24 protein-coding genes are annotated in these 22,039 nt (G+C 71.5%); 10 read left to right on the forward strand and 14 right to left on the reverse strand.

Features of this window, described 5'->3' with window-relative positions; translation table 11 throughout:
* Positions 1-255 precede the first annotated feature (255 nt).
* A complete protein-coding gene (locus tag ACIQ5Y_RS13860; protein WP_403879367.1) occupies positions 256-1,026 on the forward strand; it encodes a GntR family transcriptional regulator in 771 nt (256 codons plus the stop codon).
* 138 nt (positions 1,027-1,164) lie between these two features.
* On the opposite strand, the gene ACIQ5Y_RS13865 is transcribed toward ACIQ5Y_RS13860, so the two are convergent.
* The 3 genes from ACIQ5Y_RS13865 to ACIQ5Y_RS13875 form a co-directional block, all read right to left on the reverse strand.
* Positions 1,165-2,322 carry an ROK family transcriptional regulator gene (locus tag ACIQ5Y_RS13865; protein ID WP_403879369.1) on the reverse strand — a complete coding sequence of 386 codons (1,158 nt, stop codon included), beginning with the start codon at positions 2,320-2,322 and terminating at the stop codon, positions 1,165-1,167.
* Positions 2,323-2,423: 101 nt separating this feature from the next.
* Entirely contained in the window at positions 2,424-3,074 is a 651-nt protein-coding gene (locus ACIQ5Y_RS13870; protein WP_403879371.1) for a response regulator, read from the reverse strand.
* 4 nt (positions 3,075-3,078) lie between these two features.
* The gene (locus ACIQ5Y_RS13875; protein ID WP_403879373.1) at positions 3,079-4,257 is read right to left on the reverse strand and encodes a sensor histidine kinase; all 1,179 of its coding nucleotides are present in this window, start codon (positions 4,255-4,257) and stop codon (positions 3,079-3,081) included.
* Between the two features lie 108 nt (positions 4,258-4,365).
* Between ACIQ5Y_RS13875 and ACIQ5Y_RS13880 the strand changes: the two genes are divergently transcribed.
* From ACIQ5Y_RS13880 to ACIQ5Y_RS13890, 3 genes are read left to right on the forward strand one after another with little or no spacing between them, the layout of a single operon-like run.
* A complete protein-coding gene (locus ACIQ5Y_RS13880) occupies positions 4,366-5,277 on the forward strand; it encodes an ABC transporter ATP-binding protein (protein WP_403879375.1) in 912 nt (303 codons plus the stop codon).
* 29 nt (positions 5,278-5,306) lie between these two features.
* The gene (locus tag ACIQ5Y_RS13885) at positions 5,307-6,059 is read left to right on the forward strand and encodes an ABC transporter permease (RefSeq protein ID WP_403879377.1); all 753 of its coding nucleotides are present in this window, start codon (positions 5,307-5,309) and stop codon (positions 6,057-6,059) included.
* Positions 6,060-6,099: 40 nt separating this feature from the next.
* The gene (locus tag ACIQ5Y_RS13890; protein ID WP_403879379.1) at positions 6,100-6,537 is read left to right on the forward strand and encodes a hypothetical protein; all 438 of its coding nucleotides are present in this window, start codon (positions 6,100-6,102) and stop codon (positions 6,535-6,537) included.
* Here the strand turns inward: ACIQ5Y_RS13890 and mug are convergent.
* The 5 genes from mug to ACIQ5Y_RS13915 form a co-directional block, all read right to left on the reverse strand.
* Complete coding sequence (mug, locus tag ACIQ5Y_RS13895) at positions 6,534-7,082, reverse strand: G/U mismatch-specific DNA glycosylase (protein WP_403879631.1); 549 nt, start codon at positions 7,080-7,082, stop codon at positions 6,534-6,536. The two genes, ACIQ5Y_RS13890 and mug, sit on opposite strands and share 4 nt — an antisense overlap.
* Entirely contained in the window at positions 7,079-8,512 is a 1,434-nt protein-coding gene (purB, locus tag ACIQ5Y_RS13900) for an adenylosuccinate lyase (protein WP_403879381.1), read from the reverse strand. Before purB ends, mug begins: the two co-directional genes overlap by 4 nt.
* Positions 8,513-8,583: 71 nt before the next feature.
* A complete protein-coding gene (locus ACIQ5Y_RS13905; RefSeq protein ID WP_403879383.1) occupies positions 8,584-9,375 on the reverse strand; it encodes an SGNH/GDSL hydrolase family protein in 792 nt (263 codons plus the stop codon).
* A gap of 56 nt (positions 9,376-9,431) precedes the next feature.
* Positions 9,432-10,457 carry a hemolysin family protein gene (locus ACIQ5Y_RS13910; RefSeq protein ID WP_403879385.1) on the reverse strand — a complete coding sequence of 342 codons (1,026 nt, stop codon included), beginning with the start codon at positions 10,455-10,457 and terminating at the stop codon, positions 9,432-9,434.
* Positions 10,454-11,812 carry a hemolysin family protein gene (locus ACIQ5Y_RS13915; RefSeq protein ID WP_403879386.1) on the reverse strand — a complete coding sequence of 453 codons (1,359 nt, stop codon included), beginning with the start codon at positions 11,810-11,812 and terminating at the stop codon, positions 10,454-10,456. Before ACIQ5Y_RS13915 ends, ACIQ5Y_RS13910 begins: the two co-directional genes overlap by 4 nt.
* A 283-nt stretch (positions 11,813-12,095) precedes the next feature.
* On the opposite strand from ACIQ5Y_RS13915, the gene ACIQ5Y_RS13920 reads away from it, so the two are divergent.
* Positions 12,096-12,518, forward strand: a complete 423-nt coding sequence (locus tag ACIQ5Y_RS13920) for a GNAT family N-acetyltransferase (RefSeq protein WP_403879388.1) — start codon at positions 12,096-12,098, stop codon at positions 12,516-12,518.
* Positions 12,519-12,565: 47 nt separating this feature from the next.
* Here the strand turns inward: ACIQ5Y_RS13920 and bioD are convergent, their stop codons facing one another.
* Genes bioD through bioB form a run of 3 tightly spaced genes read right to left on the reverse strand, consistent with a single transcriptional unit; the run spans position 12,566 to position 15,849 of the window.
* Complete coding sequence (gene bioD / locus ACIQ5Y_RS13925; RefSeq protein ID WP_403879390.1) at positions 12,566-13,285, reverse strand: dethiobiotin synthase; 720 nt, start codon at positions 13,283-13,285, stop codon at positions 12,566-12,568.
* Between the two features lies 1 nt (position 13,286).
* Positions 13,287-14,609, reverse strand: coding sequence for an adenosylmethionine--8-amino-7-oxononanoate transaminase (locus tag ACIQ5Y_RS13930; RefSeq protein ID WP_403879392.1), 1,323 nt, complete (start codon positions 14,607-14,609; stop codon positions 13,287-13,289).
* A complete protein-coding gene (gene bioB / locus ACIQ5Y_RS13935; protein WP_403879394.1) occupies positions 14,602-15,849 on the reverse strand; it encodes a biotin synthase BioB in 1,248 nt (415 codons plus the stop codon). The genes ACIQ5Y_RS13930 and bioB overlap by 8 nt, the downstream gene beginning before the upstream one ends.
* Before the next feature lie 157 nt (positions 15,850-16,006).
* Here bioB and ACIQ5Y_RS13940 point away from each other — a divergent pair, with 157 nt between their 5' ends.
* Positions 16,007-17,188, forward strand: a complete 1,182-nt coding sequence (locus ACIQ5Y_RS13940; RefSeq protein ID WP_403879396.1) for an 8-amino-7-oxononanoate synthase — start codon at positions 16,007-16,009, stop codon at positions 17,186-17,188.
* Positions 17,189-17,193: 5 nt separating this feature from the next.
* On the opposite strand, the gene ACIQ5Y_RS13945 is transcribed toward ACIQ5Y_RS13940, so the two are convergent.
* Both ACIQ5Y_RS13945 and ACIQ5Y_RS13950 read right to left on the reverse strand, forming a co-directional pair.
* On the reverse strand, positions 17,194-17,415 hold the full coding sequence (locus tag ACIQ5Y_RS13945; RefSeq protein WP_403879398.1) for a DUF397 domain-containing protein: 222 nt from the start codon (positions 17,413-17,415) through the stop codon (positions 17,194-17,196).
* 12 nt (positions 17,416-17,427) lie between these two features.
* On the reverse strand, positions 17,428-18,312 hold the full coding sequence (locus ACIQ5Y_RS13950) for a helix-turn-helix domain-containing protein (protein ID WP_403879400.1): 885 nt from the start codon (positions 18,310-18,312) through the stop codon (positions 17,428-17,430).
* A 197-nt stretch (positions 18,313-18,509) separates the two neighbouring features.
* Between ACIQ5Y_RS13950 and ACIQ5Y_RS13955 the strand changes: the two genes are divergently transcribed.
* A complete protein-coding gene (locus tag ACIQ5Y_RS13955) occupies positions 18,510-18,965 on the forward strand; it encodes an ATP-binding protein (protein ID WP_403879402.1) in 456 nt (151 codons plus the stop codon).
* An 8-nt stretch (positions 18,966-18,973) separates the two neighbouring features.
* Here ACIQ5Y_RS13955 and ACIQ5Y_RS13960 read toward each other — a convergent pair whose 3' ends face one another.
* Positions 18,974-19,369 carry a VOC family protein gene (locus ACIQ5Y_RS13960; protein WP_403879404.1) on the reverse strand — a complete coding sequence of 132 codons (396 nt, stop codon included), beginning with the start codon at positions 19,367-19,369 and terminating at the stop codon, positions 18,974-18,976.
* A gap of 313 nt (positions 19,370-19,682) precedes the next feature.
* Between ACIQ5Y_RS13960 and ACIQ5Y_RS13965 the strand changes: the two genes are divergently transcribed.
* From ACIQ5Y_RS13965 to ACIQ5Y_RS13975, 3 genes are read left to right on the forward strand one after another with little or no spacing between them, the layout of a single operon-like run.
* Positions 19,683-19,985: an urease subunit gamma gene (locus tag ACIQ5Y_RS13965; RefSeq protein WP_384593923.1), complete on the forward strand. Its 303-nt coding sequence runs from the start codon at positions 19,683-19,685 to the stop codon at positions 19,983-19,985.
* A 15-nt stretch (positions 19,986-20,000) separates the two neighbouring features.
* Positions 20,001-20,312: an urease subunit beta gene (locus ACIQ5Y_RS13970; protein WP_376657125.1), complete on the forward strand. Its 312-nt coding sequence runs from the start codon at positions 20,001-20,003 to the stop codon at positions 20,310-20,312.
* Positions 20,305-22,026, forward strand: a complete 1,722-nt coding sequence (locus tag ACIQ5Y_RS13975) for an urease subunit alpha (protein WP_403879406.1) — start codon at positions 20,305-20,307, stop codon at positions 22,024-22,026. The genes ACIQ5Y_RS13970 and ACIQ5Y_RS13975 overlap by 8 nt, the downstream gene beginning before the upstream one ends.
* Positions 22,027-22,039 lie beyond the last annotated feature (13 nt).

Genomic DNA, 22,039 nt, shown 5'->3' on the forward strand with positions numbered 1-22,039 from the left:
AGGCTGTCAGTAGCCCTGCCGTCATCATTACCGTCCGGTAGCCCTTGACTACAAGCCTTCGGCGCCCGCGAGAACATCCTGTGAACGGCTTGATGCCCATGCCCGATCTGCCCGGTACAGGGGTGACCATTGGTCTTGACCAAGGGGGTGCACCGTCCTATCGTCGCAGGGATAGTGCAGGAACCTTTAATAAACAAAGGCGCGGAACTGCCGCTGGAACACACGGCGAGTGCGGCGATGGCAGGAGGAGTCAGGGTGGGGACCACGCAGCTCGAAACGGTGCCGGAGCCGAAGTACTGGCACCTCAAGACCGTCCTCAGCGAAGCACTCGACCAGGATTTCGCCGTCGGAGAGGTCCTGCCGAACGAGCGTGAACTCGCCGCCCGGTTCGGCGTCGCCCGAGCGACCCTGCGCCAGGCACTGGAGCAGTTGGAGCTCGAAGGCCGTCTGCAGCGCCGCCGCGGGGTCGGAACCACCGTCGCCCCGCCGCGGGTGGGTGTCGCCGTCGGTACCCCGGGGCACAGCTGGCCCGGCGAGCAGGCCGACGGCTGGGAGCCGGTGGACGCCGCCGAGGCGCTGCCGCCGGCCGCGGTCCTGAAGCTGCTGGGCACCGGCGGGGCCTTCTCCGCCGACGAGCCGGTCCACACCGTGCGCCGGACCCGGGTCACCCAGGGGCAGGCCGTCGCCGCCGAAATGCTCTACGTCCCGGCCGCCTCGGTGCCCGGACTCCCCGCGATCGACGCCCCGGCCGGCCCCGCCCGCGCCCGCGCGGTCCTGCGCGAGCTGCAGCGACTGGTCCTCGACGGCCAGGACCGCTCGGTGGAGCTCGGCTCCGCACGAGCCGACGACGCCAAGGAACTGGACCGGCTGCCCGGCGCGCCCGTACTCGTCGTCACCACGCGCTACTTCACCGGCGCGGGCACGGCCGCGGTCTCGGTGGCCACCTACCGGGCCGACACCTGCCGCCTCACCTTCGGTGACTCGGGCGACGTCGAGATCACCCACGAGCCGCGCGTCGCCTCCTGACACGGGCGGCCCCGCGCGGGCCGAGTCGTCGAGGTCGTCGGTACGGCCCGGGCCCAGCAGTCGCCGGGCCCGGGCCGTACCGGTTTCCGGGCACGGGCGCCGGCGCCAGTACCAGGCCGGCGGCGACGCGCGACACGGTCAGCGGCGGCGGGCCGTGACCGTCTTCTCCACCGCGAACAGCTCTTCCTCGACGTGGTCCAGCGCGAGGCGAAGGGCGCCGGTGGCCACCGCGGCCTCGCCGAGCAGGGACAGGGCCACCCTCGGCGGGCGCAGGCAGTAGCGCTCCAGCTCCCGGCGCAGGGGATCGAGCACCCCGTCCAGCCCGGCCGCCCAGCCGCCGACCACCACCAGTTCCGGATCCATCGCCAGGACCAGCGCCGCCACGTCGTGCACCAGCCGCTGGAGGAACCGCTCCACGGCGGCCACAGCGCGCTCGTCGCCCCGCTTGGCCATCGCGAAGACCTCGGCGACCGCCGGCTCGTCCAGCGGGTGCAGCGGCTCGCCTGTGGTCGACAGCAGCTTCTCCGGCGTGACCTCACGGCCCAGCAGATGCAGCGCGCCGATCTCTCCGGCCGCTCCGCCGAAGCCCCGGTGGAGCCGGCCGCCGATCAGGGAACCGGCACCGGGACTGAGCCCCGCCATGACGAACACGATGTCGTCGGTGTCGCGCGCGGCCCCCTTCCAGTGCTCGGCGACCGCCGCGGCGTTGGCGTCGTTCTCCACCTTCACCGGGCAGCGGAACGAGCGCTGGAGCCGTTCCCCCAGTGGGAGCCCCGTCCAGCCGGGCAGGGCCGTACCGAGGCGGACCGTGCCGTCCGCCTCCACGATCCCGGGGCTGCCGACGCCGACCGCACGCAGGGAATCCCGCGGCACCCCGGCCCGGCGCAGCAGATCGGCCACGGCCGAACGGACCTTCTCCAGCCGCTCATCGGCGGAAGCCGACTCCGCCACGTCCTTCGTGCCCGCGCCGATGACCCGTCCGTCCAGGCCGGAGAGCAGCACCGCGACGCGGTGCGAACCGATCTCTATGCCGAGCAGGTGCCCCGCCTCGGCCCTGAAACGGAACCGCCTCGCCGGTCGACCCTGCCGCCGCGCGCCTTCCTCGGCGTCGGCCTCGGCGACCAGTCCGGTCGCCATCAGCCCCTCCACGACCCCTTCGACGGTCGGCCGGGACAGCCCGGTGACCCGCGTGAGATCGGTGAGCGTCGGCGCTTGGGCCGCGCGCAGTGCACGCAGCACCACGGCGGAATTGATCCGCCTCAGCAGAGAGGGGTCCCCGCCGGTCAGCTGCCCCAACGTGTGTCCTCCCAGCTAGCGAGCCCGTCAGCCGGATGGTACTGCCCACCTGGTGCTTCAGCGAGAACCAGCCCCCCATCGGCCGGAACTGGCCCCTCCGCTCAAGCCGGGGCGACGAACCCCGACTCGTACGCCGTGATCACGGCCTGGGTCCGGTCCCGAGCTCCCAGCTTCGACAGAATCGCACTGACGTGGGACTTCACCGTCTCCGTGCCGACGATCAGCTTGCCCGCGATCTCCACGTTGGTCAGCCCTCGCGCCATGAGCCTCAGGACCGCCTCCTCGCGCTCGGTCAGGGCCGCCCGCTCCAGGACGGCCCGGGCCTGGCGATTTCCGTACTCGGCGGCCAGGGCCCGCACGGCCGCGGGGAAGAGCAGCGTCTCGCCCTCCGCCACCAGCCGGACCGCGTGCACGATCTCGGAGGGTCGTGCACGCTTCAACAGGAACCCGTCCGCGCCGGCCCGCAGCGCCTGGTAGACGTACTCGTCGTTCTCGAAGGTGGTGACGACGAGGATCTTCGGCGGGGAGTCGACCGTCTTCAGGATCGCCCGGGTCGCCTCGATCCCGTCGAGCAGCGGCATCCGTACGTCCATCGCCACCACGTCGGGCCGCAGCTGTCGCACGAGCGGGACCACGGAGGCCCCGTCGGGCGCCTCGCCCACCACCTTGATGTCGGGCTGGGCTTCGAGGACGGCGCGCAGACCTGCGCGCACCAGGGGCTCGTCATCGACGAGGAGTACGGTAACCGGCATCCGGTCAGCGTATTCGCTCCAGCGGAAGCCGGGCGCGCACCCTCCAATTGCCCTCGTGCGGCCCGGTCTCGGCCTCCCCGCCGAGCAGTGCCGCCCGTTCCCGGATGCCGCGTAGACCGGAGCCGCGGCCCGTCATCGGCGCGGCCTCGGACGGGAGCGGATTGGTCACCTCCAAGTCCAGTCTTCCCACGGCCATTTCGACCCGGACCCGGACCGGAACCGGCCCGCTGTGTCTCAGCACGTTGGTCAGTGCCTCTTGCAGGATCCGGTACCCCTCGCGCGTGACCGGGCCCGGCAACTGCTCCAGCGGTCCCGACAGTTCGGCGTCGACCGGGGCGCCCGACGCGCGCGCAGATTCCAGCAGCCGGTCGGCATCGGCCAGAGTGGGCCGCTGGGAGGGAGGCTGGTCCGATTCCCGGAGCACCTTCAGCACCCGGTCCAGATCCTCCATCGCGGCCCGACCGGTCTCCTCGATCGCGCACAAGGCCCGCTCGGTGAACTCCGGATCGCCCGCCGCCCGGGCGGCTCCCGCCTGGACGACCGCCACGGTCAGCGCGTGCCCGATGGAGTCGTGCAACTCCCGCGCGATCCGGGTCCGTTCCAGCAGCTGCTCGGTCCGCGCCTCCAGCGCGGTCAGACGCTCGGCCGCCGACGGCCCCAGGAGTTTCGCCGCTATCGCGGTGACGGCCTCACCGAGCAGAACCATGATGGCCAGCAGCAGGAGCAGCGGCACCGGCAGGAGGAGCAGGGCCGCCCAGCGCGGCGGGATGAAAGGGAGGATCACGTCGTCCGACCCGAGAGCGCGGCCCGCACCGGTGATGGCGAGCTCCAGCGTCGTCATCGGGAGCCACACCGTTGCCATCATGGCCACGCCCGACAGCAGGAGCCGTATCTCCAGCCAGGCGACCGTCCGCCAGCGGTCCCCCCAACGGGCGGATGCGGCAGTGCTGATGGACCCGTCGTGCCGGCCACGCTCGTGCGGAGTCAGCAGAAACTGCGCCTGCAGCCCCTCGGCCAGCCGCACCCAGGGGACCAACCCGAACGGCGCGACGATCACGGCGGGCATCCACGGCCAGGCGGGCTCTATGAACATCCAGATGGAGACGAGCAGGATCGGTACGTTCAGATGCAGCCAGCGGGTGTACGTGATCCCGCGGAAGGGAGCACGGAGCAGTCGGTACATGTCCTCATCCTGGCAGCCGGTGTGAGGCTCCCGTCTCCCCCATGCGGGGGAGACGATCCCCCCACGTGGGGGAGGGCAGGGGGTGGGGCCGGCGGCGAATCTTGAGACATGAACAGCATCGAGATTCGGGAACTGACCAAGGAATACGGCACCACCCGTGCTGTGGACCGCCTCACCTTCGACGTGCTGCCCGGACGGGTCACCGGCTTCCTCGGCCCCAACGGCGCCGGAAAGTCGACCACGATGCGGCTACTGCTGGGCCTGGACCGGGCGACCTCCGGTACCGCCACCATCGGCGGACACTCGTTCACCACCTTCGCCGATCCGCTGCGCCGGGTCGGAGCGCTCCTCGACCCGCAGTCCATCCACGGTGGGCGCACCGCACGCGAACACTTGCGCTTCCTCGCCGCTTCGAACGGGATACCGGCCCGCCGGGTGGAGGAGGTACTGGAGCAGGCCGGCATAGCCTCGGCGGCCAAGCGCCGGGTGAAGACCTTCTCCCTGGGCATGCGCCAACGGCTGGGCATCGCCGCCGCACTGCTGGGAGATCCCGGGGTGCTGCTCCTCGACGAGCCGACCAACGGGCTCGACCCCGAGGGGATCATCTGGATCCGCGAGCTGATGCGCGGGCTGGCGGCCGAAGGCCGGACCGTCCTGGTCTCCAGCCACCTCATGTCCGAGACCTCGACCCTGGCCGACCACCTGGTCGTGCTCGGCGCGGGCCGACTCCTGGCCGACACCTCGATGGAGGAGTTCATCGAGGCACGCAGCACCCCCCGGGTGCGGCTGCGCACCACGGACCCGATCCGGCTGCGGGCCGCCCTCGCCAGGGACGGCCACGAGCTGGTGGAAGCCGACGGCGGGCGCTGGACCGTCGACGGCGTACAGGCGGAACAGCTCGGCATCATGGCGGCCCGCGAAGGGATCCCGATGCTGGAACTCGCCGACGAGCGCGCCTCACTGGAGCAGGCCTACCTCGACCTCACGGCGGACCACGCCCAGTTCGCCGCCACCCACTGACCGCCCCCCTTCCTGACTGGAGGCTCGCCATGAGCACCGCCCTGCCCACCCGACCCGTCCTGCACTCCGAATGGATCAAGATCAGATCGCTGCGCGGCACGATCGGCGCACTGATAGCCGTGCTGATCGCGACCGCCGGCATCCAGGCGTTCACGGCTTGGGCGATAGGCACGGCCGAGGAAGGGAGCATGGGTGACGATCCGCTGTTCGCCGCCTACTACGCCATCAACTTCGGCCAGGTGGCGGCCATCGCCTTCGGCGCCAATGCCTTCTCCGCCGAATTCCACAACGGTGCCCTGCGCACCACCTTCGCCGCCGTGCCGAACCGTACGCGGTTCTACCTCTCCAAGATGGCCGTGATCGGCGGCCTCGCGCTCCTGGTGGGCCAGGTGACGGGACTGCTCACCTTCGTCGGCGGGCAGGCGTTCATGGGGCAGTACGCGCTGGGGCTCGGCGACCCGGGCACCGTGCGGTCCATCGTCGGCTGCGGGCTCTACCTGACGGTCATCACGATCTTCTCGGCCGGCCTGACGGCGATCCTGCGCAGTGGTGTCGCCGTCATCAGCATCCTCGTCCCCTTCGTGCTGCTGCTCTCCTTCGTCATCAGTGGAGCCGCGAGCGACATCGGTCAGTTCATGCCGGACAAGGCCGGGCAGATGGTGCTGCGGAGCGAGTCGATAGGCGGGGTCCTCGGCCCGTGGACCGGAATGGGGGTGGCGATGCTGTGGGCCGCGGCCGCGGTCATCGGTGGTCTCATGGCGGTGCGGCGCCGGGACGCTTGACGGCAGGCCAGTTGTCAGTGGGGGTCGGGATACTGACGGCATGACCACGGCAGAGCATCTCGACACGATCGACCGGCTCCGGGTGACGGAATTCCCGCCCGAGCCGGTGTGGTCCGGCGGGCAGAGCAGCGGCCCGGGCTACCACCTCGTCCAGCTCGGCCGGACGCGGGACTTCTGGGAGGACGACGGCTCGGGCCGGGCCGAGGCGGCCGATCAGATCGAGGCCGAGTACGAGGCGCTCACCCAGGCCCTGGCCGACCGGTGGGGGGAGCAGCAGGTCTTCAGCGTCACGTCGCTGCTGGAGCGGGGGTTCGAGGGGGAGGAGATACCGGAGCCGTGGGGCGAGGTGAGCAACACCACCGATCACGTGCACCTGTGGCGGGCCGGGGAGAAGTGGCTGGTGGCCTATGTGGCGCAGTGGGACACGGAAGATCCCTACCTGTTGATGGCGGGGGTCACGGTCATCGATCCGCTTTAGGGGGTGTCCGGCGATTCGGCGGCGGCGCGGAGGCGGGCGTATTCCTGGGCCATGGTTTCGGCGGTCCAATGGGCGTTGAGGCCGCTGGGGTTGGGGAGGGCCCAGATCCGGGTGGAGCCGATGGTCCGCTCCTGGGGGCCGATCTGAGCCTTCCGCTCGCCGAAGGCGGTGCGGTAGGCGGTGACCCCGACCACCGCGAGCCACTGGGGGCGCAGGAGTTCCACTTTGGCCGTCAGGATGCGGCCGCCTTCGCGGAACTCCTCGGTGCTCAGCTCGTCGGCGCGGGCCGTGGCGCGGGCCACGATGTTGGTGATGCCGAGCCGGTAGGTCAGCAGCTCTTCCTGCTCGGAGGGGGCGAGCCGGCGCGGGGTGAAGCCCGACAGGTGGAGGACGGGCCAGAAGCGGTTGCCGGGGCGGGCGAAGTGGTGGCCCGTCGCGGCGGAGAGGAGGCCGGGATTGATACCGCAGAAGAGCACACGCAGACCGCCCGCGACCACGTCCGGGAGGACGCGGTCACGGGCGGCGTTCAGCTCGTCGGGGGTCAGAGGATCGACCCCGGCGTGTACCCGGCGGCCTCCGGGTGCTGCTTGGCGATCGCCTCGATACGGGAGACCACTGCCGTGACCTGGTCGCCGGCGGCGCCGGTGAAGGACAGCTTGTCGGCCATCAGAGCGTCGAGGGCGGCGCGGTCCAGCGGGATGCGCTCGTCGTCGGCCAGCTTGCCGAGCAGCTCGTTGCGCTCGGCGCCCTGCTCGCGCATGGCGAGGGCCGAGGCCACCGCGTGCTCCTTGATGACCTCGTGGGCGACCTCGCGGCCCACACCGGCGCGGACGGCACCCATCAGGACCTTGGTGGTGGCCAGGAAGGGGAGGTAGCGGTCCAGCTCGCGGGCGACGACGGCCGGGAAGGCGCCGAACTCGTCGAGGACCGTCAGGAAGGTCTCCAGGAGGCCGTCGAAGGCGAAGAACGCGTCCGGCAGTGCCACGCGGCGGACCACGGAGCAGGAGACGTCGCCCTCGTTCCACTGGTCGCCGGCCAGCTCGCCGGTCATCGAGGCGTAGCCGCGCAGGATGACCATCAGGCCGTTCACGCGCTCGCAGGAGCGGGTGTTCATCTTGTGCGGCATCGCGGAGGAGCCGACCTGGCCGGGCTTGAAGCCCTCGGTGACCAGCTCGTGGCCGGCCATCAGGCGGATCGTCTTGGCGATGGAGGAGGGCGCGGCGGCCAGCTGGACCAGGGCGGTGACCACGTCGTAGTCGAGCGAGCGCGGGTAGACCTGGCCGACCGAGGTGAAGGCCTGGGCGAAGCCGAGGTGGGAGGCGATCCGCTGCTCCAGGTCGGCGAGCTTGGCGGCGTCGCCACCGAGCAGGTCGAGCATGTCCTGGGCGGTGCCGACGGGGCCCTTGATACCGCGCAGCGGGTAGCGCTCGAGGAGGTTCTCCAGGCGGTCGTAGGCGACGAGGAGCTCGTCGGCCGCCGTCGCGAAGCGCTTGCCCAGGGTGGTGGCCTGCGCGGCGACGTTGTGGGAGCGGCCGGCCATGACCAGCTCGGCGTGCTCGCCGGCCAGCTTGCCGAGGCGGGCGAGGACGGCGACGGTGCGGTCGCGGGCCAGCTCCAGGGAGAGCCGGATCTGGAGCTGCTCGACGTTCTCGGTGAGGTCGCGCGAGGTCATGCCCTTGTGGACGTGCTCGTGGCCGGCGAGGGCGTTGAACTCCTCGATGCGGGCCTTCACGTCGTGCCGGGTGACCTTCTCGCGCTCGGCGATGGAGGCGAGGTCGACGGTCTCGAGGACGCGCTCGTAGTCGGCGAGGGCCGCGTCGGGGACCTCGATGCCGAGGTCCTTCTGGGCGCGCAGCACGGCGAGCCACAGCCGCCGCTCCAGCGTCACCTTGTACTCGGGGGACCACAGGACGGCGAGCTCCGCGGAGGCGTAGCGGCCGGCCAGGACATTGGGGATGCGGGGCTTGGCTGTCACGTGTAGGGATTCTACTTGGGCCCGAGCTGTGCGTTTACGCAGGTAGGGCACCCGCGCCCGATTGTGCCTTGCTACGAGACGGGCGAGTCCTCGTACGGCGCGTACGGCAGCAGTTGCGGGCGCTTCGCCGGGCGGCCGTCTCCGGAGGAGCGGCCCGTCAGGCGGCGGCCGATCCAGGGGAGCAGGTGCCGGCGGGCGAAGCTCAGGTCCCGGGCCCGGCGGACCGCCCAGCCCGGGGGCTCCGTGGCCGGGAGTTCGGCACGCCAGTCCTGTTCCGCCGGCAGCCCGAGAGTCTGCCAGACGGCCTCGGCGACCCGGCGGTGGCCCTCGGCGGTCAGGTGCAGCCGGTCCACGTCCCACATGCGCTGGTCCCCGAGGGCGGGAGCCCCGTACAGGTCGACCACCAGGGCGCCGTGCCGGGCCGCGAGCTCCTCGATGAAGAGGAAGAGCTCCTCCATGCGGGGCCGGAAGCGTTCCATCACCGGTCCGTTGCGTCCCGGGGAGCGCATCAGGACCAGCTGTCGGCACGAGGGGGCGAGGAGTTCCACGGAGGTCTCCAACCGCTCCCGGACACGGCCCATGTCCACCTTGGGGCGCAGGGTGTCGTTCAGTCCGCCCACCAGCGTCACCACGTCGGCCCGCATCGCGGCCGCCACCGGGACCTGCTCCTCGGCGATCTGACCGATGAGCTTGCCCCGCACCGCGAGGTTCGCGTAGCGGAAGTCCGGTTCGAGCGCCGCCAGGCGGGCGGCCAGCAGGTCGGCCCAGCCCCGGTAGGAGCCGTCCGGGAGCAGGTCGGACATGCCCTCGGTGAAGGAGTCGCCGACCGCGACGAAACTGGTGTAACGCGCATTCATCTCCATGGCGGAGTGATGTTACCGCGCGGTACCCCGGCCCCGCAGGGCCGGGGGCCGGATCCTCAGGCGGAGGCGGGACGGCCGAACAGCTCGCGCAGGACGTCCTCCATCGTCACCAGGCCCGTCATCGTCCCGTCCGGGCCGAGCACCGCCGCCAGGTGCGTACGGCTGCGCCGCATCGCGGTCAGCACGTCGTCCAGCGGGGTTTCGGCCCGGATCTGCGCGATCGGCCGCAGGGCAGCGACCGGGAAGGGCTCGTCACGCGCGTCCGGATCGGCGTCCAGGGCGTCCTTGACGTGCAGGTATCCCAGGATCCGGTGCTGCGCGTCGATCACCGGGAAGCGGGAGTACCCCGACTGCGCCGACAACCGCTCCAGCCCGGCGGGGGTGATGTCCTCACGGGCCGGGACCACCCGGTCCGCGGCCAGCACCACGTCGGTGACCGGCCGGCGGCCCAGTTCCAGGGCGTCGTGCAGCCGCTCGCTCGCCCGGTCGTCGATGAGCCCCGCGTCACTGGAGTCCTTGACGATCCGCGCCAGCTCGTCGTCCGAGAAGCTCGCCGCGACCTCGTCCTTCACCTCCACCCGCAGCAGCCGCAGCAGGGCGTTGGCGAAGGCGTTGATCGCGAAGATCACCGGCCGCAGAGCCCGGGTGAGGGTCACCAGCGGCGGGCCCAGAAGCAGAGCCGTGCGCACCGGCTCGGCCAGCGCCACGTTCTTCGGCACCATCTCGCCGAAGAGCATGTGCAGGTACGTCGCCAGGGCCAGCGCCACCACGAAGGAGATCGCGTGCGTCACCCCGGCCGGCACCCCGACGGCGTCGAGCAGGGGGCTCAGCAGGTGCGCGATGGCCGGCTCGGCCACCACACCCAGCACCAGCGTGCACAGCGTGATCCCGAGCTGGGCCGCCGCCATCAGCGCCGACACGTGCTCCAGACCCCACAGGACCGCGCGGGCCCGCCGGTCGCCCTGCTCCGCGTACGGCTCGATCTGGCTGCGCCGGACCGAGATGAGCGCGAACTCCGCGCCGACGAAGAATGCGTTGACGACCAGCGTCGCCAGGCCGATCAGAAGCTGGATCGCGGTCATCGGGCCCCCTCCGTACCCTCGTCACCCTGGTGGTCCCGGTGCTCTTGGTGCTCGGCCGGCATGTGCAGCAGCACCCGCGCGGCCCGTCGCCCGCCCGCGTCCACCACGTCCAGCCGCCAGCCGCCCAGCTCCAGGCTGTCGCCGACCACCGGGATCCGGCCCAGCTCGGTCGCTATCAGACCGGCGAGCGTCTCGTACGGCCCCTCGGGCACGCGCAGCCCGATCCGCTGGAGCTGGTCGGTGCGGGCCGCGCCGTCGGCGGAGTAGAGCGTGCGCCCGTCGGCGTCCGTACCGGTCGGGGCCAGGTCCAGGGTCTCGTGCAGGTCGTGCTCGTCGTGGACCTCGCCGACGACCTCCTCGACGATGTCCTCGAGGGTGGCCACGCCGGCCGTACCTCCGTACTCGTCGATGACCACGGCCATGGTCTGCCTGCCGGACAGCCGGTCCAGCAGCCGGTCCACGGTCAGAGACTCCGGTACCAGCAGGGGCTCGCGCAGCAGCTGCGCCACGGGGTGGCGGTGGCGCTCCTCGGCGGGCAGCGCCAGCACGTCCTTGATGTGGACGGTGCCGACGACGGTGTCGAGGCTGCCCCGGTAGACGGGGAAACGGGACAGGCCGGTGGCCAGCGTCGCGTTCGCCACGTCCTCCGCGGTGGTCTGCACGTCGAGGGCGGTGACCTGGACGCGCGGGGTCATCACGTTCTCCGCGGTCAGGTCCGCCAGGTTCAGGGTGCGCACGAACAGCTCGGCGGTGTCCTTCTCCAGCGCACCCGCCTTCGCGGAGTGCCGCGCCAGCGCGACCAGCTCCTGGGGGGTGCGGGCGGAGGCCAGCTCCTCGGCCGGCTCCATGCCGAAGCGGCGGACCATGTGGTTCGCGGTGGTGTTCAGGTGGCTGATCAGGGGCCTGAAGATCCGGCTGAACACCCGCTGCATGGTCGCCACGCGTTTGGCGATGGCGAGTGGGGAGGAGATCGCCCAGTTCTTGGGCACCAGCTCACCGATGACCATCAGGACGACGGTCGACAGCACGGTGCCGAGGACCAGCGCGGTGGAGGACGCGGCGGCCGCCGAGAGTCCCATGGCCTCGAACGGACCCTGGAGCAGGGCCGCGATCGACGGCTTGGAGATCATGCCGATGACCAGGCCCGTCACGGTGATGCCGAGCTGGGCGCCGGAGAGCTGGAAGGTCAGGGTGCGAACGGCGGCCAGGGCGCTGTCGGCGCCCCGCTCGCCGCGCTCGACGGCTCGTTCGAGTTCGCTGCGTTCGACGGTGGTCAGCGAGAACTCGGCCGCGACGAAGACTCCGCATGCAAGGCAGAGCAGCAGTGCCACGACGAGCAGGAGCACCTCGGTCATCGGTCGATCACCTCCGTTCCATGATCGGCCAGGAGGAGGAGTACCGCGCGGTGTCGCGATCGGGAGGGTCGTGGACTGGGAGGCTCGCCCATGGGCGGACGCTCACACCTTTCATCGGAGTCGTTCGGTCCTTCGGTCCTTCGGCCGTTCCCTGCGGAACGCCCGACCCACATCGTAAAGGAAGGGCAAAGGGGGCGGATCATCCTTTTGGCGGACCCGGTCCGCGTCCCCGGGGGAAGAAGTCGGTGGCGGCCCGCGGGCCGGGCGTGCTTGGCTCCAGATCATGACCGAGATCCGCATACGGACCGCTGTGCCGGCCGACGCCGAGAACGTGCTCGCCTTCTGGAAGGAAGCGGCGGAGGGCACCTCGATCACGGACGACCTGGACGGCGTGACACGCCTCGTCACACGTGATCCCGAGGCCCTGATCCTCGCGGAGTCCGACGGGCTCCTCGTCGGCTCGGTGATCGCCGGCTGGGACGGCTGGCGCGCCTCGCTCTACCGGCTGGCCGTACTGCCCTCCCACCGGCGACGGGGGATCGCGGGCACGCTCCTCGAAGCGGCCGAGCGGCGTTTCACCGCCGTCGGGGGCCGGCGTGGGGACGCGATGGTCCTCGAAGCGAACACGCGGGCGCACCTGGTGTGGGCGGCGGCCGGCTACCACCGTGAGGACCGCTGGCGGCGCTGGGTGAAGCCGTTCGGGTAGGAGAACGGGGCCCCCGGCTGCTGCCGGGGGCCCCGCGCGTCACGCCCTTACGCCGGCCAGGCCGCCAGGAACGACTCGGCCGACCACGTGCCAGACAGGGCGGGGGAGAGCCACCCGGGCGCCGAGCCGCGGAACTCCTCCGGCGCCAGGCCGCCCGAGCCCTCGGGCACCGCGCCCAGCAGCGGCAGGCCCGAGCTCCTGGGGAGGTCCGCCAGGTTGCAGCGGGCGGCCAGATCCGGCTCGGCGGGCCAGCTGCCGACGACCACGCCCAGCCCGGTCAGCCCCCGGGTCCGGAGGGCTTCCGCGGTGAGGGTGGTGGAGTTGAGGGTGCCGAGGCCCGCCGCGGCCACCACCAAGACCGGCGCGTCGAGCAGGCGGGCCGCGTCCGCCAGGGTGTGCCCCGCCTCGTCGAAGCGGACCAGCAAGCCGCCCGCCCCCTCCACCAGGACCAGATCGTGGGTCAGGGACAGCTCACGGGCGGCTTCCGCGATCCGGGCCGGGGACAGCGTGGGCAGACCCGCACGGCGGGCGGCCGTGTCCGGGGCCAGGGGCTCCGGGTAGCGGGCCAGTTCCGTCGCCGTGACGGCGGGACCGGCCAGCCGAACCGCCTCGGCGGCGTCCCCCGGCTCCTGCGGGCCGACGCCCGTCTGAGCCGGCTTGAGCACCGCCACCGAACGGCCGGCCGCCAGCGCGGCGGCCGCGATCGCCGACGTGACCACCGTTTTGCCGATCTCGGTTCCGGTGCCGGACACGACCAGTACGGACATCTCAGCCTTCCTCGGCCGCCGCGCGCACCGCACGGCAGATACGGGCCACGTCCGCGTCGCCCGTGACGAACGGCGGCATGGTGTAGATCAGGTCCCTGAACGGGCGCAGCCAGACGCCCTCGCGCACCGCCGCCCGGGTGGCGGCCGCCATGTCGATCTCGTGGTCGAGCTGGACCACTCCGATCGCGCCCAGGACGCGTACGTCCTTCACACCCGGCACCGAGGCGACGTCCGCGAGGCCTTCGCGCAGGCCGGCCTCGATCCGCTTGACCTCGGCCGTCCAGTCCTGGCCGAGCAGCAGGTCGACGGAGGCCAACGCCACGGCCGTCGCGAGCGGGTTGCCCATGAAGGTCGGCCCGTGGGCGAGGACGGGGACCTCGCCCTGCGAGATGCCGTCCGCCACCCGCTCCGTGCACAGGGTCGCGGCGAGGGTGAGGTAGCCGCCGGTCAGCGACTTGCCCAGGCACATCACGTCCGGGGTGATCCCCGCGTGGTCGGCGGCGAAGAGCGCACCCGTGCGGCCGAAGCCCGTCGCGATCTCGTCCAGGATGAGCAGTACGCCGTACTCGTCGCACAGCTCGCGCAGCACCCGCAGGTACCCCGGGTTGTGGAAGCGCATGCCGCCCGCACCCTGCACCACCGGTTCCACGATCACCGCGGCCAGTTCGTCGGCGTGCGCGGCGATCAGGGAGCGCAGGTGGTCGGCGTACGCCGGGTCCACCGGGGTGTCGAAGCCGCCGGGCGGCGCGTCGGCGAAGACCTGCCGCGGCAGGTGGCCCTGCCACAGCTCGTGCATGCCGCCGTCGGGGTCGCAGACGGCCATCGGCTGCCAGGTGTCCCCGTGGTAGCCGCCGCGCCAGGTCAGCAGCCGGGTCTTGCCCGTGCGGCCCAGGGAACGCCAGTACTGCAGGCACATCTTGACCGCGACCTCGACGGACACCGAGCCCGAGTCGGCGAGGAAGACGTGCTCCAGTCCGGCCGGGGTGATCTCGACGAGCTTCGCGGCGAGCCGGACGGCGGGCTCATGGGTGAGCCCGCCGAACATCACGTGCGACATCAGACCGAGCTGCGCGGTCGCGGCCTCGTTCAGCACCGGGTGGTTGTAGCCGTGGATGGCCGACCACCAGGAGGACATGCCGTCGACCAACTCGTCGTGCCCCTGCCCTTGGGAGGGCACGCCGAGCCTCAGCCGGACCCCCGACGCGGACGCGATGACCAGCGGCTCCTGCCGCCCGGGCATCGGACCGTACGGGTGCCAGACGTGCTGCCGGTCCAGCGCGAGGAGTTCCGCGCCCGTCGACAGCGAGTGGTGCTGATCAGGCATTGGGGGCGATGTCCGTCCCCGTGCCGCGGCGGCGCACGGCCACCAGGTCGGAGCGCACCTCGCCCGGCTCGGCCTGCGCCGGGACGGGAGCCTCGTCCGCGTGCCCGGAGCAGCCGCCGCACGCCGAGCCGCAGCCGGCCTCGGCGGCGGAGGCGTCGGAGCCGGCGGTGCCGCAGACCGAGGCGCCGCCACCGTGGGAGCCGCACCCGCCGCCGGTCCTGGCCGCGGCCACGTCGGCGCGGTGCGCGGGAAGGGTGGTCGTACCGGCGCCCTCCACCTCGAAACCGGCGTCCGCGATCATGTCGAGGTCGGCCTGGCCGGCCTGGCCCTCACTGGTGAGGTAGTCGCCGAGGAAGATGGAGTTGGCGATGTTCAGCGCCAGCGGCTGCATCGAGCGCAGGTGCACCTCGCGGCCGCCGGCGATCCGGACCTCCACGTCGGGGCAGACGAATCGGACCATCGCCAGGATCCGCAGGCAGCGCTGCGGGGTGAGGTTCCACTCCTTGGCCAGCGGGGTGCCCTCGAAGGGGATCAGGAAGTTGACCGGCACCGAGTCGGAGTCCAGCTCGCGCAGCGAGTAGACGACGTCGACCAGGTCCTCGTCGCTCTCGCCCATGCCCGCGATCAGGCCCGAGCAGGCCGACAGGCCCGCCGCGTGCGCCTTCTGCACGGTGTCCACCCGGTCCGCGTAGGTGTGCGTCTTGGTGATCGCGCCGTACGTGGCCTCGGAGGTGTTCAGGTTGTGGTTGTACGCGTCGGCGCCCGCGTCGCGCAGCTTCTCCGCCTGGCCGTCCGAGAGCAGGCCGAGACACGCGCAGACCTCGACGCCCTCGTTCTGCTCCTTGATCGCCGCGATGGTCTTGCCGACGCGGTCCACGTCCCGGTCCGTCGGACCGCGGCCGCTCGCGACCAGGCAGACCCGCTTGGCGCCGCCCGCGACACCCGCGGCGGCGGCCTCGGAGGCCTCCTCCGGCTTCAGCCACGTGTACTTGAGGATCTCGGCCTTCGAGCCCAGCCGCTGGGAGCAGTACGAGCAGTCCTCCGGGCACAGGCCCGACTTCAGGTTGACCAGGTAGTTCAGCTTGACCCGACGCCCGAACCACTGGCGGCGCACTTTGCCGGCCGCGGCCACCACGTCGAGCAGTTCGTCGTCGGAAGTCGCCAGTACGGCGAGCGCCTCTTCGCGGGTCGGCAGCTCGCGTCGGAGCCCCTTGTCCACCAGGTTGTTCAGCAGGTCCATGACGCCGATCCTGGACTACACGACCGCTCCCGGCCAAGGAGAGATCGCACAACATGGCCGGATGGGAGTGTGTGTATCGCCACACCTGACGCGCCGGTGACGGCGACTAGGGTCAAGGCTGGTCTGTGGACTGCCGACAAAACGCGAGGACCTGCCGATGCCGCCGTTGCCCCAGCACACCCCCGACCCCGCGGACGTCTTCGCGTGGATCGACGACGCGGAGAGCGCCCGGGCCGAGGCCGGACTCGTACGGACGCTGCGCCCGCGCCCGGAGTCGTCGTCGCTGCTGGACCTCGCGAGCAACGACTACCTCGGCCTGACCCGGCACCCCGAGACCGTCCGCGGCGCCAGGGAGGCGGCCGAGCGCTGGGGCGGCGGCGCCACCGGCTCCCGGCTGGTGACGGGAACGACCGAACTCCACGAGGAACTGGAACGCGAGCTCGCGGCATTCTGCGGTTTCGAGGCGGCGCTGGTCCTCTCCTCCGGGTACGCGGCCAACCTCGCGGCCGTCACCGCGCTCAGCGGGCGCGGCACCCTGGTCGTCTCCGACGCCGGGAACCACGCCTCGATCGTCGACGGTTGCCGGCTCTCGCGCGCCGAGACCGCGGTGATCCCGCACTCCGACCCCGACGCCGCGCGCAAGACGCTCGCCGCGCACGAGGGCAGGGCGCTCCTGGTCAGCGACTCGGTGTTCTCCGTTGACGGGGACGCCGCCCCGCTCGCCGGCTACGCGGCGGCCGCCCGGGACGAGGGCGCGGCCCTGGTCGTGGACGACGCGCACGGGCTCGGCGTGCTCGGCGAGGGCGGCCGCGGCGCGCTGCACGCCGCCGGGCTCGCGGGCGCGCCCGGGGTGGTCGCCACGCTGACCCTCTCCAAGTCCCTGGGCAGCCAGGGCGGAGCCGTACTCGGTCCGGCCAAGGTCATCCGGCACCTGGTCAACACCGCGCGCACCTTCATCTTCGACACCGGGCTGGCCCCGGCCGCCGCGGGCGCGGCACTGGCGAGCCTGCGCCTGCTCCGGCGGGAACCGGAGCGCGCGGACCGCGCCCGCGAGGTGGCCGCCCTGCTGTACGGGCGGCTCACCGCGTCCGGCCTGACCGCGGCCCGGCCGGACGCGGCCGTGGTGTCGGTTCGGGCCCCGTCGGCCTCGGCGGCACTGCAATGGGCCGCCGACTGCCGCGAGGCAGGTCTGTCCGTGGGGTGCTTCCGGCCGCCGTCGGTACCGGACGGCATTTCCCGGCTGCGGCTGACCGCCCGGGCGGATCTCACGGGGGACGAGATCGACCGGGCCGTCGGGACGATCCTGCGGACCGCTCCGGCCGGAGCCACGGACCGGTAGGCGGGTTACGCGGGAACGTCCGCCCTGACGTGTGCGAGGAAGCCGTCCCAGGCCGGCCCGGTGAAGAGCACGGCCGGGCCGTCCGTCCGCTTGGAGTCACGGACGGCCAGCAGGCCGCCCGAGAGGACGGCCGCTTCCACGCAGTTGTTCATTCCGGTGCTGCGGCTGCTCCGCCGCCACCGCGCGCTGTTCAGAAGTCCGCTGGTGGATAAGGGGGTTGCGGACACGGGGGTGCCTCCTTACGCGTCGTCAGCGAGGGTGCTGATGAGATCCGACGAGTCCTGGGGCGGGAGGGCGTGCGCCTGGATGGTGCGGAACGCGGCGCTGTACGCCTCTAGGTCTTCCTTCCGCTCCAGATAGAGGCTACTCGTCAAATGGTCGAGTACCACCACATCCAGATCGGCGATGTTCGGAAATGAGAAAATCACGAACGGTCCGGTGAGGCCGAGATGTCCCCCCACGCTGAACGGCAGTACCTGCAGCCGCACTTGGGGCAGCCGTGACACCTCCACCAGGTGCCGCAGCTGCTCGGCCATCACCCCGGGCCCGCCGATCTGCCGGCGCAGCACCGCCTCGTCCAGTACGGCGCTCAGCTCCAGCGGTGGATCGGCCCGCAGCACCGACTGCCGGGCCAGACGTACGTCGACGAGCGCGTCCACCTTCGGTTCCGGGAGCCCGCCCAGCGCGGCCCGGGTCACCGCCCGGGCGTACCCGGGAGTCTGCAGCAGGCCGGGCACGACGGACAGTTCCACGGTGCGGGCGGACCGGGCCCCGGCCTCCAGGCTGATGAAGTCCCGGTACTCCTGCGGCAGCAGCCCCCGGTAGTCGTGCCACCACTGGCGGCCCCGCCCGGTGTCCCCACCCGGCCCGGGGCCGGCGGCCGAGACGGACAGCGCCTCCAGCAGTGCGCGCTGCTCGGGGCTGACGATCTCCCCGTAGGCGTCGAGGAGCAGGCGGATGTCCTCGGGTTTCACGCCACTTCGACCGGTTTCGATGCGGCTGATTTTCGACTGGTGCCATCCCACGATCCGGGCCGCCTCACCACTGGTGAGTCCGGACCGGTCTCGAAGGGCACGCAGTTCCTCGCCGAGCTTGCGCCGACGCACCGCGGGACCGTGCTGCACACCCGCCTCCTTCCACCGGCACAGCTCGCACCAGTCTGCCGTCCAAATACGCTCTTCCGTAGCAGAGTTCACCGCATCGAGCGACAGATATATGCATATCTTGGGGGAACGGCGGGTGCGGCGGGGCGAGGGGTGGCACTCTGGCGTCCAGCACAGATCCGGGGCGGCTCGGCCCCGGTGGGAAAGGGACCGTCGCCATGGCAGATCACCAGGAAGCATCCGTCACTCTGCCGAGCGATCCCGCCTCGGTCGCCACCGCCCGCCGCTACGTCGCGGAGGTACTGGGCGAATGGGGGCTCCCCGATGACGCGGATACCGCGGACAGTATCCGGCTGATCGTCTCGGAGCTCGCGACCAACGCCGTACAGCACACTTTCGGCCAGTCGCCCACGTTCACCGTCGACATCCGGCTGGAACGGGAGGAGTGGCTCCGGATCGGGGTCACCGACAGCCACCCGCGCTGGCCCAAGCGACTCCCGGCCGCCGTCCAGCAGGACAACGGCCGGGGCATGGTCATCATCCGCTGGCTCACCGCGGAGGCGGGCGGCCGGCTCTCGGTCACCCCCACCGAGGACGGCGGCAAGACGGTCTCGATCGCCCTGCCGTGGACGGTCGGAGCCGGGGCGCAGGCGAAGGCCCCCACCGGCCGCTGAACTCGGGATCAGTCGGACGCGGCCCGCTCCGCCGCGCTGCGCTCGATGCACAGCTCGTTGCCCTCCGGGTCGGCGAGGACGACCCAGCCGAGGACCCCGTCCTCGGCGCGCCGGTCGTCGACCACCCGTGCGCCGAGCCCGACCAGGCGCTCGACGGTCTCGTCCCGGGTGCCGGTGGCGGGCTGGATGTCCAGGTGAACCCGGTTCTTGACGGACTTTCCGTCGGGCACGCGGATGAACAGCAGGCCGGGCACGTTCGGTTGGCCCGCCTCCAGCAGGATCTCGTCGTCATCGGCCTCGTCGTCTGGGTGGATCGGGAAGCCGGTCACCGCCGACCAGAACTCGGCGATCTTGTAGGGGTCGTGGGCGTCGAAGGTGATGTGCCGGACGGGATTGACGAACATCTGTCTCCTCAGTGGGCATTCCGAGTGGAGCTCCGTATACGGAACGACGGTCCGCGGACCACCGGATCGAACCGGTTGCCTGCCGGAAACGTGGGTTAACTCGCCGGAAAAGCGCGGCCCCTACCGTGGGGTAACGCTCGACCGCCAATGATCACCCATGGACCGGTAAAGCGACGGTGGTCGGGACGGAAAGCCTTCCCCCGCGTTGGGCAAGAGACGCTTGGCTCGGATATGTGCAGGTCAACAAAGTGTTGAAGGCCGCTAGGGTCGCCGTGCTCGAAGTTGACCTTGTCCCGGAAACTAGGTGAGACGTGTGCAATTGACACCGCATGAGCAGGAGAGACTGCTCATCCACGTGGCCGCGGACGTGGCCGAGAAACGGAAGGCGCGCGGGGTGCGCCTCAACCATCCCGAGGCGATCGCGCTGATCACCTCGCACATCCTCGAAGGGGCCCGAGACGGCCGGACCGTGGCCGAGCTGATGGCCTCAGGCCGTACCGTCCTGACGCGCGAGGAGGTCATGGAGGGGATTCCCGAGATGATCCACGACGTCCAGGTGGAAGCGACCTTCCCGGACGGCACCAAGCTCGTCACCGTCCACGACCCGATCGTCTGAAGGGGAGTCACCCGCATGATCCCGGGCGAGATCGCCTACGGGGACGGACCGGTGCTCCTCAACGAGGGCCGCCCCGTCACCCGCCTCACCGTGCTCAACGCCGCCGACCGGCCCGTCCAGGTCGGCTCCCACTACCACTTCGCCGAGGTCAATCCCGGCCTCGAGTTCGACCGGCTCGCCGCCCGCGGGCTGCGCCTCGACATCGCCGCCGGCACGGCCGTCCGCTTCGAGCCGGGCATCCCGGTCGCGGTGGACCTCGTACCGCTGGCCGGGCTGCGCACCGTACCGGGTCTGCGCGGCGAGACCGGAGGGCCGCTCGATGTCTGAGATCTCCCGACAGGTGTACGCCGACCTCTTCGGGCCGACCACGGGCGACCGGATCCGGCTCGCAGACACGGACCTCTTCGTCGAGATCGAACAGGACCTGGCCGGCGGCCCCGGACGGGCCGGCGACGAGGCCGTGTTCGGTGGCGGCAAAGTGATCCGCGAGTCCATGGGGCAGGCCCGTACCACCCGGGCGGAGGGCGCACCCGACACCGTGATCACCGGGGTCGTCGTCCTCGACCACTGGGGCATCGTCAAGGCCGACGTCGGCATCCGCGACGGCCGGATCTGCGGCATCGGCAAGGCCGGCAACCCCGACACCATGGACGGGGTGGATCCCGCACTCGTCATCGGCCCCGAGACCGAGATCATCGCGGGCAACGGCAAGATCGTCACCGCCGGCGCCATAGACGCGCACGTGCACTTCATCTCCCCGACGGTCATCGAAGCGGCGCTCGCCTCCGGGATCACCACCCTCGTCGGCGGCGGCACCGGACCGGCCGAAGGCTCCAAGGCCACCACCGTCACCCCCGGACCCTGGCACCTGGCCCGGATGTTCGCGGCGCTGGAGGCCTACCCGGTCAACATCGGCCTGCTCGGCAAGGGCAACACGATGTCCCGCGAGGCCATGCACTCCCAACTGCGGGGCGGCGCACTCGGATTCAAGATCCACGAGGACTGGGGCTCCACCCCCGCCGTCATAGACGCCTGCCTGAGTGTCTGCGAGGAGACCGGCGCCCAGGTCGCCATCCACACCGACACCCTCAACGAGGCCGGCTTCGTCGCCGACACCCTCGCCGCCATCGCGGGGCGGACCATCCACTCGTACCACACCGAGGGCGCCGGCGGCGGGCACGCACCCGACATCATCTCGGTGGTCTCCGAGCCGAACGTCCTGCCCAGCTCCACCAACCCGACCCGGCCGCACACCGTCAACACCGTCGAGGAACACCTCGACATGCTGATGGTCTGCCACCACCTCAACCCGGCCGTCCCCGAGGACCTCGCCTTCGCCGAATCCCGGATCCGGCCCTCGACCATCGCCGCAGAGGACGTCCTGCACGACCTCGGGGCCATCTCCATCATCTCCTCTGACTCCCAGGCCATGGGCCGGGTCGGCGAGGTCGTGATGCGCACCTGGCAGACCGCCCACGTGATGAAGAAGCGGCGCGGCTTCCTCCCCGGCGACGGACCCGCCGACAACCACCGCGCCCGCCGCTACGTCGCCAAGTACACGATCAACCCCGCCGTGGCCCAGGGACTCGCCCGCGACATCGGCTCGGTGGAGAACGGCAAACTCGCCGACCTGGTGCTGTGGAACCCCGCCTTCTTCGGCGTCAAGCCCGAACTGGTCATCAAGGGCGGCCAGATCGCCTACGCGCAGATGGGCGACGCCAACGCCTCCATCCCCACCCCGCAGCCCGTCCTGCCCCGTCCGATGTTCGGCGGCACCGGAAGCGCACCCGCCCTGAACTCGCTCAACTTCACCGCGCAGGCGGCCCTCGACGACGGACTGCCCGAACGGCTCGGCCTGGGCAAGACCTTCACGGCCATCGAGAACACCCGCAAGGTCTCCAAGGCGGACATGCGGAACAACGACGCCATGCCGAGGGTCGAGGTCGACGCCGACACCTTCACCGTCACCATCGACGGCGAGGCCGTGGAGCCCGCGCCCGCGGCGGAACTGCCCATGGCGCAGAGATACTTCCTCTTCTGATGGGCACGGACCG

It is taken from the genome of Streptomyces sp. NPDC096339, assembly GCF_044762985.1.
Lineage (GTDB): Bacteria > Actinomycetota > Actinomycetes > Streptomycetales > Streptomycetaceae > Streptomyces.

Excerpts from the sequence above, each read along its gene's own strand:
- ACIQ5Y_RS13870 (WP_403879371.1), bottom strand. The coding sequence starts at position 3,074 with ATGCCGGTTACCGTACTCCTCGTCGATGACGAGCCCCTGGTGCGCGCA.
- ACIQ5Y_RS13875 (WP_403879373.1), bottom strand. The coding sequence starts at position 4,257 with ATGTACCGACTGCTCCGTGCTCCCTTCCGCGGGATCACGTACACCCGC.
- ACIQ5Y_RS13880 (WP_403879375.1), top strand. The coding sequence starts at position 4,366 with ATGAACAGCATCGAGATTCGGGAACTGACCAAGGAATACGGCACCACC.
- ACIQ5Y_RS13885 (WP_403879377.1), top strand. The coding sequence starts at position 5,307 with ATGAGCACCGCCCTGCCCACCCGACCCGTCCTGCACTCCGAATGGATC.
- ACIQ5Y_RS13890 (WP_403879379.1), top strand. The coding sequence starts at position 6,100 with ATGACCACGGCAGAGCATCTCGACACGATCGACCGGCTCCGGGTGACG.
- ACIQ5Y_RS13905 (WP_403879383.1), bottom strand. The coding sequence starts at position 9,375 with ATGGAGATGAATGCGCGTTACACCAGTTTCGTCGCGGTCGGCGACTCC.
- ACIQ5Y_RS13910 (WP_403879385.1), bottom strand. The coding sequence starts at position 10,457 with ATGACCGCGATCCAGCTTCTGATCGGCCTGGCGACGCTGGTCGTCAAC.
- ACIQ5Y_RS13915 (WP_403879386.1), bottom strand. The coding sequence starts at position 11,812 with ATGACCGAGGTGCTCCTGCTCGTCGTGGCACTGCTGCTCTGCCTTGCA.
- ACIQ5Y_RS13920 (WP_403879388.1), top strand. The coding sequence starts at position 12,096 with ATGACCGAGATCCGCATACGGACCGCTGTGCCGGCCGACGCCGAGAAC.
- bioD (WP_403879390.1), bottom strand. The coding sequence starts at position 13,285 with ATGTCCGTACTGGTCGTGTCCGGCACCGGAACCGAGATCGGCAAAACG.
- ACIQ5Y_RS13930 (WP_403879392.1), bottom strand. The coding sequence starts at position 14,609 with ATGCCTGATCAGCACCACTCGCTGTCGACGGGCGCGGAACTCCTCGCG.
- bioB (WP_403879394.1), bottom strand. The coding sequence starts at position 15,849 with ATGGACCTGCTGAACAACCTGGTGGACAAGGGGCTCCGACGCGAGCTG.
- ACIQ5Y_RS13940 (WP_403879396.1), top strand. The coding sequence starts at position 16,007 with ATGCCGCCGTTGCCCCAGCACACCCCCGACCCCGCGGACGTCTTCGCG.
- ACIQ5Y_RS13955 (WP_403879402.1), top strand. The coding sequence starts at position 18,510 with ATGGCAGATCACCAGGAAGCATCCGTCACTCTGCCGAGCGATCCCGCC.
- ACIQ5Y_RS13960 (WP_403879404.1), bottom strand. The coding sequence starts at position 19,369 with ATGTTCGTCAATCCCGTCCGGCACATCACCTTCGACGCCCACGACCCC.
- ACIQ5Y_RS13970 (WP_376657125.1), top strand. The coding sequence starts at position 20,001 with ATGATCCCGGGCGAGATCGCCTACGGGGACGGACCGGTGCTCCTCAAC.
- ACIQ5Y_RS13975 (WP_403879406.1), top strand. The coding sequence starts at position 20,305 with ATGTCTGAGATCTCCCGACAGGTGTACGCCGACCTCTTCGGGCCGACC.